11 protein-coding genes are annotated in these 12,889 nt (G+C 67.2%); 10 read left to right on the top strand and 1 reads right to left on the bottom strand.

Annotated features, from left to right (window positions below; genetic code table 11):
* Window positions 1-214 precede the first annotated feature (214 nt).
* Complete coding sequence (locus CHB99_RS28045) at window positions 215-1,000, bottom strand: enoyl-CoA hydratase (RefSeq protein ID WP_042127294.1); 786 nt, start codon at window positions 998-1,000, stop codon at window positions 215-217.
* 131 nt (window positions 1,001-1,131) lie between these two features.
* On the opposite strand from CHB99_RS28045, the gene CHB99_RS28040 reads away from it, so the two are divergent.
* The 10 genes from CHB99_RS28040 (at window position 1,132) to CHB99_RS27995 (ending at window position 12,820) form a co-directional block, all read left to right on the top strand.
* Window positions 1,132-1,908 carry an SDR family oxidoreductase gene (locus CHB99_RS28040; RefSeq protein WP_042127292.1) on the top strand — a complete coding sequence of 259 codons (777 nt, stop codon included), beginning with the start codon at window positions 1,132-1,134 and terminating at the stop codon, window positions 1,906-1,908.
* A 54-nt stretch (window positions 1,909-1,962) separates the two neighbouring features.
* Window positions 1,963-2,937, top strand: coding sequence for a bifunctional MaoC family dehydratase N-terminal/OB-fold nucleic acid binding domain-containing protein (locus CHB99_RS28035; RefSeq protein WP_084702841.1), 975 nt, complete (start codon window positions 1,963-1,965; stop codon window positions 2,935-2,937).
* Window positions 2,938-2,943: 6 nt separating this feature from the next.
* Complete coding sequence (locus tag CHB99_RS28030; protein ID WP_042127288.1) at window positions 2,944-4,071, top strand: acyl-CoA dehydrogenase family protein; 1,128 nt, start codon at window positions 2,944-2,946, stop codon at window positions 4,069-4,071.
* Window positions 4,043-4,462 (top strand): MaoC family dehydratase, encoded by a 420-nt coding sequence (locus tag CHB99_RS28025; RefSeq protein ID WP_042127286.1) that lies wholly within the window; start codon window positions 4,043-4,045, stop codon window positions 4,460-4,462. The genes CHB99_RS28030 and CHB99_RS28025 overlap by 29 nt, the downstream gene beginning before the upstream one ends.
* A 74-nt stretch (window positions 4,463-4,536) precedes the next feature.
* A complete protein-coding gene (locus CHB99_RS28020) occupies window positions 4,537-5,715 on the top strand; it encodes a lipid-transfer protein (protein WP_042127284.1) in 1,179 nt (392 codons plus the stop codon).
* Window positions 5,716-5,725: 10 nt separating this feature from the next.
* A complete protein-coding gene (locus tag CHB99_RS28015) occupies window positions 5,726-6,895 on the top strand; it encodes an acyl-CoA dehydrogenase family protein (protein ID WP_042127282.1) in 1,170 nt (389 codons plus the stop codon).
* A gap of 195 nt (window positions 6,896-7,090) precedes the next feature.
* Window positions 7,091-8,296 carry an acyl-CoA dehydrogenase family protein gene (locus CHB99_RS28010; RefSeq protein ID WP_042127280.1) on the top strand — a complete coding sequence of 402 codons (1,206 nt, stop codon included), beginning with the start codon at window positions 7,091-7,093 and terminating at the stop codon, window positions 8,294-8,296.
* Complete coding sequence (locus CHB99_RS28005; RefSeq protein ID WP_042127278.1) at window positions 8,293-9,438, top strand: acyl-CoA dehydrogenase family protein; 1,146 nt, start codon at window positions 8,293-8,295, stop codon at window positions 9,436-9,438. Before CHB99_RS28010 ends, CHB99_RS28005 begins: the two co-directional genes overlap by 4 nt.
* 164 nt (window positions 9,439-9,602) lie before the next feature.
* The gene (locus tag CHB99_RS28000; RefSeq protein WP_042127274.1) at window positions 9,603-11,282 is read left to right on the top strand and encodes a class I adenylate-forming enzyme family protein; all 1,680 of its coding nucleotides are present in this window, start codon (window positions 9,603-9,605) and stop codon (window positions 11,280-11,282) included.
* 179 nt (window positions 11,283-11,461) lie between these two features.
* The gene (locus CHB99_RS27995; RefSeq protein WP_042127272.1) at window positions 11,462-12,820 is read left to right on the top strand and encodes a DUF1329 domain-containing protein; all 1,359 of its coding nucleotides are present in this window, start codon (window positions 11,462-11,464) and stop codon (window positions 12,818-12,820) included.
* Window positions 12,821-12,889 lie beyond the last annotated feature (69 nt).

Here is a 12,889-nt window from a genome sequence, read left to right as displayed (position 1 = left end):
GATTCCGAGTTGCAGGCTCATTCAACTGTTCGGGCTTCGGGTCAGAGTGAGAGGTGGATGGCGACTATGCTCCCACTCGTGCTCTAGGGCACCGCCGGCATCCAGTCTGCCATCCACCGCTCTCACACCTTGATTTTAAGAGGTCCTGAAGACACAAGCCGGCGTTGCCGGCGATGAGGCCGACACTGACAAAAGCCTTTTGGAGCCGAACACCTCAACACCCCTCGAACCGCGCCCCCCGCTTTTCAATGAACGCCTGCATCCCTTCCTTCTGGTCCCGCGACGCAAACAACAACGCATTGGCCTTGCGCTCCAACGCCAGCGCCGACTCCAGCGATGCATCCATCCCCGCCAGGATCACTTCTTTGATCTGCTCCACCGCCAACGCCGGCAGCGCAGCGATGCTCACCGCGAGTTCCAGGGCATGGGCCTGCACCCGGTCGTCGTCCACCAGGTCACTGACCAACCCCGCTACCCAGGCTTCCTCCGCCGTGATCGGCTGCCCGGTCAGGGCCATGCGCATGGCCTTGACCTTGCCCACCGCCCGCAGCAACCGCTGGGTCCCGCCGATCCCCGGCATGATACCGATGCGCACCTCCGGCTGGCAGAACCGCGCCGATTTCCCGGCGACGATCAGGTCGGCATGCATCGCCAGCTCGCATCCGCCGCCATAGGCATAGCCGCACACCGCGGCGATCACCGGCTTGGGACAGTGCTGGATCGGCGCCCAGACCCGCTCGGTATGCCGCTGCACGATGTCGATCGGGCCGACCCCGGCCATGCTGGTGATGTCACCGCCGGCGGCGAACACCTTGTCGCCCCCGGTGAGGACGATGCAGCGCACTTCGGGATCGCTGCCCAGCTCGCTGAAGCGCTGCGACAGCAAGGCCTGCAGCTCCAGGCTCAGGGCGTTGCTCGCCTGCGGCCGATGAAGGCGCAGCAGGGCCACGCCAGGGGCCGGAAACTCCAGCAACAGGGGGGAAAGGTCGGTAGCGGACATAAGCCTTCTCGCGCGTGAAAGTGCCATGCAGTGTCGATCGGCGAAGGTGCCGATTCATCGTCCGTTCAGACGAAGTTTGCCCGCCCCGATGCCCCTAGAGTGAGCCTCGTCAGTCGAACGAGGAACACATGATGGGGCAGCAACAGGGTCTTGATTACACGGGCAAGGTGGTCCTGGTCACGGGGGGGACCAAGGGTATCGGCGCGGGGATCGCGCAGGCCTATCTGGACGCCGGCGCCGAGGTCATCGTCTGCGCCCGCAACGCCCCCGAGCATCTGCCGGCCAGCGGCGGGCGCCGCGCGGCGTTCCGCGTGGTCGACGTGCGCGATGCCGAGTCGCTGCAGGCGCTGTTCGACGGCATCCAGCGCGATTTCGGCCGCCTCGATGTACTGGTCAACAACGCCGGCGGCGCCCCGGCGGCGGATGCGGCCACGGCGTCGCCACGGTTTCACGAGAGCATCATCCGCCTCAACCTGATCGCCCCGCTGAACGTCGCCCAGCACGCCAACCGGCTGATGCAGGCGCAGGCGCAGGGCGGCTGCATCGTCTTCATCGGCAGCGTGGCGGCCCAGCGGCCGTCGCCGGGTACCGCCGCCTATGGCGCGGCCAAGGCCGGGGTGCTGGCGCTGGTCACTTCGCTGGCGGTGGAGTGGGCGCCCAAGGTGCGCGTGGTCACCGTCAGCCCCGGCCTGGTCCTCACCGACCAGGCCCACCTGCACTACGGCAGCGAAGCCGGCATCGCCGCGGTCGGCGCCGGCATTCCCGCCGGGCGCATGGCCGATGCGGCGGATATCGCCAACGCCTGCCTGTTCATCGCTTCACCCCTGGCCAGCTACGCCAGCGGCTGCAACCTGCTGCTGCACGGCGGTGGCGAGCGCCCCAGCTTCCTCGCCGCGGCGCAGGCCTGATCGACCCCACGGCGGCGCCGTCGGGTGGCCGCCCTCACTTTGCAGGAGACGACTGTGGCTGATCCACAATTGCTGTCCGACGTGCGCGCCCTGGTGGGGCGCGAATACGGTCGGGTATATGCCTGGGACGAAGTCAACGCGCCGATGATCCGCCAGTGGTGCGAGATCATGGGCCTGGACAACCCCCTCTACACCGATTCCGCCGCGGCCCTGCAAGGGCCGCACGACGGCATCGTGGCGCCGCCGGCGATGCTCCAGGTGTGGACCATGGAAGGCCTGCACGCCAACAACTACCCGCCGGGCTCCACCGACGAAAACCCCTATGAAGTGCTCAAGCTGATCGAGGGCTACGGCTACGCCTCGGTGGTGGCGGTGAACTCCGAGCTGACCTTCAGGCGCCCGGTGCACCTTGGCGAGCGCCTGTACTACACCACCCGCCTGGACGCGGTGGGCGACGAGAAGACCACCGCCCTGGGCACCGGCTTCTTCGTCACCCTGGTGATGAGCCATTTCGTCGAGAAGCCGGACGGCGACGAGCCGGTGGGCGAGCTGCTGTTTCGCGTGTTCAAGTTCCGCCCGGCCAATGCGCAGGCGGCGGGCAAGCCGCCTGCGGCCCTGGAGAAACCCAGGCGGCCATTGCCGGGCGTCAGCGACGACACCCGCTTCTTCTGGGAAGGCTGTGCCGAGAACAAGTTGCTGATCCAGCGCTGCACCGCCTGTTCGACCCTGCGTCATCCGCCGGCACCGGTGTGCATCCAGTGCCATGGCTTCGACTGGGACACGGTGCAGGCCAGCGGTCGTGGCAGCCTGTATTCCTTCGTGGTCATGCATTACCCGGAGGTGCCGCCGTTCGATCACCCCAACCCGATCGGCCTGATCGAGCTGGAGGAGGGCGTGCGCCTGATCGCCGGGTTGACCGGGGTCAAGCGCGACGAACTGAAAATCGGCCAGCGCCTGCAGGTGCAGTTCCAGGTCTTCGACGAGCAGCAGACCCTGCCGCTGTTCCGTCCCGTGGCCGACGGGGAGTAAGCGCCCATGGATTTCGAATTGAGTGAAGACCAGCGCGCCATCGAGCAGATGGCCGACAGTCTGTTCGTCGACCACTGTGACGACGATGCGTTGCGCAAATGGGATCTGCGCGATGAGCCGCTGATGGCCGCGCTGTGGGATCTGTGCCGGGAAACCGGCCTGCACGCCCTGGCGATTCCCGAAGCGCATGGCGGCAGCGGCCTGGGCATGACCGAACTGATGCTGGTGCTGCAGGCCCAGGGCCGCGGGTTGGGCCAGGTGCCGCTGTGGCGTCATCAACTGGTGGCGGCGACCCTGGCGACCTTCGCCGCCGATGAATACGCGGCCTGGATCGAGCAGGCCGCCAGTGGCCAGACCCTGCTCAGCCTGTCCCTGGACGGCGTGCATGCCGCCCGTGGTATCGAGTTGCAGGCCACGCCGAATGGCGCCGACTGGGTGCTGGACGGCCGTGTCGCCGCGGTGCCGCTGGCGGTGCAGTCCGGCGCGGCGCTGGTGCCGGTGCTGCTGCACGGTCAGCCACGCCTGTGCCTGCTCGACCTCAAGTCGCCCACTGTGCAACTGACCCCGGCGGTGATGACCCACGGCGAAGCCGTCGCCGATGTGCGGGTGGAAGGCTATCGCCTCGGCCACCTGCTGCCGGTCAGTGCCCTCGACTGGCTGGAACCCCGCGCCATCGCCGCCCTGGCGGCGCTGCAACTGGGGGTCAGCGAGGAGCAGATCCGTCGCACCGTGGCCTATGTCAGCGAGCGTGAGCAGTTCCAGCGGCGCATCGGCAGTTTCCAGGCGGTGCAGATGAGCATGGCCGATGCCCATATCGCCCTCGAAACCCTGCGCAGCACCCTGTGGCAACTGTGCTATCGCCTCGATGCCGGGCTGCCGGCGCCCTCGGAAGCGCTGGCCACGGCCTGGCTGGCCTGCGAGGCCGGGCACCGCATCGGCCATATCGCGCAGCACGTGCATGGCGGCATCGGCGTCGACCTGACCTACCCGATCCACCGTTTTCTCTACTGGAGCCGCGCCCTGGGCCTTGCCCTCGGCGGTTCGGCGGCGTGCCTGGAACGTCTCGGCGACTGGCTGAGCGATAACGACAAGCTGGGATGGAAATATGACCTTGAAGAACACCAAGCGCTTTGAAGACGTGCGTCCCGGCGAAGTCCTGCCGGAGCTGGCGGTGCCGATCAGCGTGGCCCTGATCGCCGGCGGTGCCATCGCCACCCGCGACTACTTTCCCGGCCACCACGACCTGGAGGCGGCCCGCGAACTGGGTTCGCCCCATGTGTTCATGAACATTCTCACCACCAATGGCCTGGTGCAGCGCTTCGTCGAAGCCTGGGCGGGACCGCTGGCGCGCTTCGCGTCACTGAAGATCAAGCTCGGCGTGCCCAATTATCCGGGCGACTGCATGACCTTCAGCGGCAGCGTCAGTGGCCTCGACCCTGAGACCCGGACGGTGGAAGTGACCCTCGGCGGCAGGAATTCCATGGGCAACCACGTGACCGGCACGGTTGCGCTGGTGCTGCCTTAATTCTGCCCGGCCAGCTCCCACAGGGGCCGTGTCGCACAGCCGGTCATGTGCTGTTTCATTAGAGGAAAGACCTGATGAGTCAATCGTCGATTTCCGGGCGCGCCGCCATTGTCGGTCTGGGCGCGACCGAGTTTTCCAAGAATTCCGGACGCACCGAGCTGCGCCTGGCCATGGAGGCCACCCTCGAGGCCCTGCGCGATGCCGGCATTGATCCGTCCGAGGTGGAGGGCTTCAGTTCCTATTCGGTGGACAAGGTCCCGGAGTACGAGATCGCCCGCCTGCTGGGGTGCAAGGAGGTCAAGTTCTTCTCCCAGGTGCCCCATGGTGGCGGCGCCGCCTGCGGCCCGGTGATGCACGCGGCGATGGCCGTGGCCACCGGCGTGGCCAAGGTGGTGGTGGTCTACCGGGCGATGAACGAGCGCTCCTGGTACCGCTTCGGCACCGGCACCTATGGCTTCGCCTCGACGCCGATCTTCGAGAACGTCAACTACGGCTGGTACATGCCCCACGGTTTCCACACCCCGGCGGCCTGGGTCGGCATGTTCGCCCAGCGCTACATGCACACCTACGGCGCTACCTCCGAGGACTTCGGCCGGGTCGCGGTAGCGGTGCGTGATTTCGCCGCGAGCAACCCCAAGGCGTTCTTCCATGGCAAGCCGATCACCCTCGAAGAGCACCAGGCCTCGCGCTGGATCTGCGAGCCGCTGCACCTGCTCGACTGCTGCCAGGAGTCCGATGGCGCGGTGGCCATGGTCATCACCTCGGCCGAGCGTGCCCGCGACCTGAAGCAGAAGCCGGTGACCATCAAGGCCGGCGCCCAGGGCATCGCCAGCGGCCAGCAGATCATGACCTCGTTCTACCGCGACGACATCACCGGCCTGCCGGAGATGGGCGTGGTCGCCAGGGAGCTGTATCGCCAGTCGGGCCTGGGCCCGGAGGCGCTGCAGACCGCGGTGATCTACGACCATTTCACCCCGTTCGTGCTGCCGCAACTGGAGGAGTTCGGTTTCGCCAGGCGCGGCGAGGCCAAGGAGTTCATCCGCGCCGGCCACCACGCCCGCGGCGGCAAGCTGCCGATCAACACCCATGGCGGGCAGTTGGGCGAAGCCTATATCCACGGCATGAACGGCATCGCCGAAGCGGTGCGCCAGGTGCGCGGCACGGCGGTGAACCAGGTGGCCGATGTGGAGAACGTGCTGGTCACCGCCGGTACCGGCGTGCCCACCAGCGGCCTGATTCTCGGCGTGGCCTAAGGAGCCTTTCATGTTCGTCGACCTCACCCCCGAACAACATGCCCTGCGCCGCCAGGTGCGGGATTACTTCCAGGCCCTGATGACCCCCGAGCTGCGCGAGCAGTTGCGCGGCAAGGAGGGCGGCGAGCTGTTCCGCCAGACCATCCGCCAGATGGGCCGCGACGGCTGGCTGGCGGTGGGCTGGCCCAAGGCCCATGGCGGCCAGGGCTACGCCGCCACCGAGCAGTTGATCTTCTTCGAAGAGGCCAATATCGCCGGGGCGCCGTTGCCTTTCGTGACCATCAGCACGGTGGGCCCGGCGCTGATGGAGCATGGCAGCGCGGCGCAGAAGGAGCGCTTCCTGCCGGGCATCGCCGCTGGCGAGATCATGTTCGCCATCGGCTATTCCGAGCCGGATGCCGGCAGCGATCTGGCGGTGCTGAAGACCAGCGCGCGCCTGGACGGCGAGCACTTCGTGGTCAACGGCAACAAGCTGTGGACCTCGGGCGCCGAATCGGCCGACTTCATCTGGCTGGCGGCGCGCACCGACCCGCAACAGGCGCGGCACAAGGGCGTGTCGATCCTGATCCTCGACACCTCGCTGCCGGGTTTCTCCAGCACGCTGATCCCGACCACCAGCAACCCCACCGCGGCCACCTACTACGACAACGTGCGGGTACCGCGGGACATGCTGGTGGGCGAGCTGCACGGTGGCTGGAAGCTGATCACCGCGCAGCTCAACCATGAGCGCCTGGGCCTGGGCTCCTGGTCGGACAAGGTCGCCGGGCTGTTCCGCCGCATCTACCTGTGGGCCAGGGCCCGCGATGAGCAGGGCCGCCGGGCCATGGACAAGGCCTGGGTACGCAGTTCGCTGGCCGAGTGCTACGCGCGCCTGGAGGCCATGCGCCTGATCAACCTGCGCATCGCCGCCAACCTGGAGCACGACCGCATGGACGTGGCGCTGAGTTCGACCACCAAGGTCTACGGCTCGGAGTCGGCCATCGAGATCCTCCGCCGCCTGGCCGCGGTGATCGGCGCCAACGGCTCGCTGAGGGCGGGCTCGGCGGCGAGCGCCTTGCACGGTGAACTGGAATACGAGCTGCGGGCGTCGGTCACGGTGACCTTCGGTGGTGGCACCAACGAGATCCAGCGCGAGCTGATCGCCCAGTTCGGCCTGGGGATGCCGCGGACCCAGCGCTGAAAACCTATTGGCGCCAACGCTTCTGTAGGAGCTGGCTTGTCGTGTGACGAACCACTGCGAAGGACCGCATAGCGGTCCCAGACTTCACTGCTATCGGGGACCGCTGCGCGGTCCTTTCGCGGTGGTTCGTCACACGACAAGCCACGCTCCTACAAGGGCCGGCTCGCGCATTTCAATAACAACAAGGAACACCTCATGAGCACAATCGAGCAATTCCGGCACGACACCCGTGCCTGGCTGGAGGCCAACTGTCCGCCGTCGATGCGCACCGCGATGGGCGAGGGCGATGTGGTCTGGGGTGCCAGCCAGCCGCGCTTTCCCGGCGCGGACGCGAAGCTGTGGTTCGAACGCATGCGCGACAAGCGCTGGTTCTGCCCGGAGTGGCCGGAAGAATACGGCGGCGCCGGACTGGACGCCGAACAGCTGGCGGTTCTGGAAAGCGAGATGCGCCGCCTGAAATGCCGGCCACCGCAGATCAACCTGGGCATCTGGATGCTCGGCCCGGTACTGCTGGCCTATGGCAGCGAGGAACAGAAACGCAGCCTGCTGCCCCCCATGGCCCGTGGCGAGACGCGCTGGTGCCAGGGCTTTTCCGAACCGAATGCCGGCTCCGACCTGGCCAGCCTGAAGATGGCCGCGCGCGATGCCGGTGACCATTTCGTGGTGGACGGCAGCAAGATCTGGACCTCCTACGGCGACCAGTCCGACTGGATGTACGCGCTGGTGCGCACCGATTTCTCCGCGCCCAGGCACGAAGGCATCAGCCTGATCGTTCTGGACATGCGCAGCCCCGGCGTGAAGGCGGTGCCGATCGACCTGATCAGTGGCAAGTCGGCCTTCTGCCAGGTGTTCTTCGATGGCGTGAAGGTGCCCAAGAGCCAGTTGATCGGCCCGCTCAACGGCGGCTGGAACCTCGGCAAGTACCTGCTGCAGCACGAACGCAAGGCCATGTCCAAGTTCGGCGAGATCAGCCTGCCGTCGCATTTCGATCTGCCGGCGCTGGTCCGCGAGTATCTGCCCGCGCCACAGGGGCAGGGCGAACTGGCCCTGCGTGCCCGCGCGACGGCCTGCGCCATGAATGAACACGCCTACGACCTCACCGTGCAGCGCATGGGCGAGGAGGCCCGGCAGGGCGATGACGTCAGCGCGCTGATGGCGATCATGAAACTGGTGCACACCGAGCAGGAGCGGGACAAGTTCGAAGTGTTGCTGGACCTGCTCGGCGGTCACGCCTTCGGCTGGCAGAGCGCGGCCTTCAGCGAGCAGCAACTGGCGGTGACCCGCGGCTGGCTCAACAGCTACGCCCTGACCATCTCCGGCGGCGCCTCGGAAATTCAGCTCAATGTCATCGCCAAGCGGGTGCTTGGCCTGCCCGACGGAAAAAAAGGAGCGACCGCATGAACCTGCGTTACAGCGAAGAACAGCGCCTGCTGGCCGACAGTGCGCGGGACTTTCTCGCCGCCCGCGGCCCGGTGGCGGCGCAGCGCAGATTGCGCGACGAGGGCTCGGCGAGCGGCTTCGATGGCCAGCTCTGGCAGGACGCGGTGAATCTCGGCTGGAGCGCCATCGCCTTTCCCGAGGAACTGGGCGGCCTGGCGTTCGGCTGCATGGGCCTGGGACCGGTATTCGAGGCCATGGGGCACAACCTCACGGCCACGCCGCTGCTGTCCAGCGTCGTGCTCGGTGGTTCGCTGCTGCATCTGGCCGGCACTGCCGAGCAACAGGCGCGCTGGTTGCCGGGGTTGATCGCGGGCGGCCTGCGCCTGGCCCTGGCGGTGGACGAGCGGGCACGGCACAACCCGCTGGGGACCAGCCTCAAGGCGCAGGCCGAGGGCGATGGCTATCGCCTCGATGGCGACAAGTACTGGGTGGTGGATGGCAACGGCGCGGATGCCTACGTTGTCGCCGCGCGGACTTCCGGCACGCCCGGGGACGAGCAGGGCATCAGCCTGTTCCTGGTTCCCGCCGATACGCCGGGCCTGAGTGTCAGTGCCTTGCCGCTGATCGACTCGCGCAACTGCGCGCGCCTGCAGTTGCAGCAGGTGAAGCTGACCCGCGCGGCCTTGCTGGGCGAGGAAGGCCAGGGCTGGGCGGTGCTGGATGCGGTGCTCGATCGCGGTCGCGCGTGCCTGGCGGCGGAGTTGCTGGGCATCGCCGACAACCTGTTGCAGACCACCCTGGAGTACCTGCGCACGCGGGTCCAGTTCGATACCCCGATCGGCGCGTTCCAGGCCCTGCAGCACCGGGCGGCGCGGCTGTTCGTCGATCTGGCGCTGACCCGCAGCGCGGTGATGGCCGGGTTGTCGGCGCTGGATGACGAGCGCCTCGATACGGCGCAGCGCCGGCGCCTGGTCAGCCTGGCGAAGTGGAAGGCGGGGGACACGGCGATCAAGGTGGCCAACGAGGCGGTGCAGATGCATGGCGGGATTGGTGTCACCGATGAGCTGGATGTCGGGTTGTACCTGAAGCGCGTGCGGGTGGCGCAGGCGTGCCTGGGCGACCGGGATTTCCATTGCGAGCGCTATGAGGCCCTCGAGGCCTGATGACCCGCGCGCGCCCCCTGTAGGAGCGCGGCTTGCCCGCGAATGGACTGCGAAGCAGTCCCAATCGAGTTGCCACCTATTTGGGACTGCTGCGCAGTCCTTTCGCGGGCAAGCCACGCTCCTACAGGGGGGCGCGCCAATCCGTTTCATGGAGACACGAGCACATGAGCATCGAACACTGGCGCAGCGCCTGGCGGCAACTCACTGCCGCGGGTGCGCCGTTTGAAGTAGTGACCCCGGAGCAGGGCGGTCCACGCCAGTTCCGCCACGCCCCGCGAACCCTGCAGGAAGTCATCGAGTCGGCCCGCGTCCACGCCGACCGCGAGTTCCTCGTCTGGCAGGAGCAGCGCCTGAGCTTCAGCGATTTCTTCGACCAGGTGGACCGCCTGGCCGGTCAGTTGCTGGCCCGCTTCGGTCTGCAGCCGGGCGAGCGGGTGGCCATCGCCCTGCGCAACCAGCCGGCCTGGCTGGTGGCCTTCGCCGCCGTGCAGCGCTGCGGCGCGGTCTGCGTGCCGCTCAACAGCTGGGGCCTGCGCGACGAGTTGCTGCACGGCCTGGAAGACAGCGGCGCGGCCTTGCTGTTCTGCGACGAGGCGCGCCTGAACCTGCTGCGGGAGGACCTGACGGCGCGGCAACGGACCACCCTGGTGGTCGGCCTGTCGTCAGCCGCCGGTCTGCCGGACTGCTGCTTCAGCTACGAGGAACTGCTCGCCGCCGAACCTCTGGCCGCGCCGCAGGTGAGCGTGGACGCCGACGCCCCGGCGCTGATCCTCTACACCTCCGGCACCACCAGCCGGGCCAAGGGCGCGCTGTCCACGCACCGGGCGATCTGCCAGGCGCTGACTGCCCTGGATTTCCAGGGTGCGTTCTGCGCCATGAGCTCGCCGCAGCGGGTCGGCAAGGTGATCGCCAGCGGCTTCGCCCCGACCACCCTGATGGCGGTGCCGCTGTTCCATGTCAGTGGGCTGCACGCGCAGTTTCTCTCGGCACTGCGCGGCGGACGGCGCCTGGTGCTGATGTACAAGTGGGACGTGGACACGGCCATCGACCTGATCCGCGACGAGCGCTGCACCCAGTTCAACGGTGCGCCGGTGATGATGCAGCAGTTGCTCGCCTCGCCGCGCTTCGCCGGGGCGGACACGGCGAGCCTGTTCGGCCTGGGCCTGGGCGGCGGTGCGTCGTCCGCCGGGTTGCTGGCGGCCATGGCCGAGCGCAAGCCGGACGTGATCGGCGGCAGCGGCTATGGCCTCACCGAGAGCAACGGCATCGGCGCGGCGATCGGCGGTGAGCCGTTCCTGTACAGGCCGGCGAGCTGCGGCTGGCCGTTGCCGATCGTCGATGTGCGCATCGGCGACAGCCCCGCGCGCGCCGTGCCGGCCGGCACGGAGGGGATCGTCTGGCTGCGTTCGCCGACCCTGATGAACGCCTACTGGAACCTGCCCGAGGCCAGCGCCGAGAGCTTGCACGATGGCTGGTTGAATACCGGCGATCTCGGCTACCTCGACGACGAGGGTTTTCTCTGCATCAGCGGGCGGGTCAAGGAGCTGATCAACCGTGGCGGCGAGAAGATCTCGGCGGCGCAGATCGAGGCCTGTGTCGGCGACATGCCGGGGGTGGAGGAGGTGGCGGTGTTCGCCGTGCCGGACCCGGAACTGGGTGAGGCGGTGGCGCTGGTGATCCAGGGGCAGCGGCTGCCCACGGAGGACGAGGCGCGGGCCTTCGTGGCCGCCCGGTTGGCCGGGTACAAGGTGCCGGCCCATGTGTTCCGGGTCAGCGAGGCGTTGCCGAGGAATGCGACCGGGAAGGTGCTCAAGGATGTGTTGAGGCAGCGGCTTCTGGGGTGATCACACCCTTGCTATCGCTGGCTTGCCAGCGATAGCAGCACCACAGGTCCCACGACAGCAACCCGAATTCTTAGTCTTTCCGGACGATGTTTCCCCCACTGGAAAATCAACAATGGGGTCACACCCGAAAGCCTTATCAGCGAAGGAGGCAATACATGAAAACAACAAGAACAGGTGTCATGCTCGCGGTCGCTCTGGCCCTCAATACCCTGGCAGTCGCTGGCGCATGCGCCGCTGTATCGCCCGAAGAAGCCGCCCGCCTGGGCAAGGACCTGAACTGCGTCGGCGGCGAGCTGGCCGGCAATGCCGCAGGCACCATCCCGCCCTATACCGGCAAGTACCTGGGCGAAGTGCCGGGCTGGAACCATGTGAAATTCTCCGGCGACCAGCCGGTCGATCCCTACGCCGACGAGAAGCCGATCCTGGTGATCACCGCGGCCAACATGAGCCAGTACGAGGCGCACCTGAGCGACGGGCAGAAGGCCCTGCTGAAGAAGTACCCGACCAGCTACAAGATGAACGTCTACCCCGGCCACCGCGATTTCCGCTACCCGGACTACGTGTGCAAGCGTGCCATGGACAATGCCCTGAGCGCGAAGCTGGTCAACGACGGCCTGGGCATCGAGGGCCTTGGCCAGGTGCCGTTCCCGATTCCGAAGAGCGGCATGGAAGTGTTGTGGAACCACCAGTTGCCGGCCCGCGCCTACACCGAGGAAAAGATCTCCGACCTCGCCTCGGTTCTGCCCAACGGCAGCATCGGCTGGGGCCGCGCCCATGCGCGCAACCTGTCGCAGGCCAACTCGCCGAGCGTGGAGCCGAAGACCGAGGACGGCATCCAGGCCATGAGCTACAACACCACGCTCAAGCCAGCCCGTGACAACGGCGTGATCAGCATTTCCCACGAGCCGTACAACTTCGCCACCTCGGCACGCCAGGCCTGGTCCTACAGCCCGTCCACCCGCCGCGTGCGGCAGATGCCGGGCTACGGTTACGACCAGCCGATGATCGGCACCAACGGCACCATGACCGTGGACGAGGACCGCCTGTTCAACGGCGCCCCCGAGCGCTACACCTGGAAGCTGCTGGGCAAGCGCGAGATCTATGTGCCGGCCAATGCCTTCAGGCCCAACTCGGCGAAGTACAGCTACGCCGAGATCCTCACCCCCAACCACCCCAATCCCGAGGTGATGCGCTACGAGCTGCGCCGCGTCTGGGTGGTGGAGGCGGATCTCAAGGAAGGCTTCCGGCATGTCTACGGCAAGCGCGTGCTGTTCATCGACGAGGACACCTGGAACGCGGTGATGGCCGACAACTACGATGCCCGCGGGCAACTGTGGAAACACGCCATGATCAACTACTACTACCACCCCGACATGAGCGGCTGGCAGGCCGGCTCGCAGTTCTTCATGGACCTCAACTCCGGGCAGTACACCGGCTATGGCATGACCAACGAGGCGAAGAAGGGGCCGATCCTCAACGAAGGCAAGTACACCCCGGACATGTACACCGCCGACGCGGCGAGGGCGGTCGGGCGCTGATCCGGTATCGCTGAACCTCGGCACGCCCCGCGCACCTGATATTTTTGTCAGTTGTGCGGGGCGTTCGCG

This window comes from Pseudomonas japonica, assembly GCF_900188455.1.
GTDB lineage: Bacteria > Pseudomonadota > Gammaproteobacteria > Pseudomonadales > Pseudomonadaceae > Aquipseudomonas > Aquipseudomonas japonica.
This window is presented reverse-complemented; position numbering and strand designations above follow the sequence as displayed.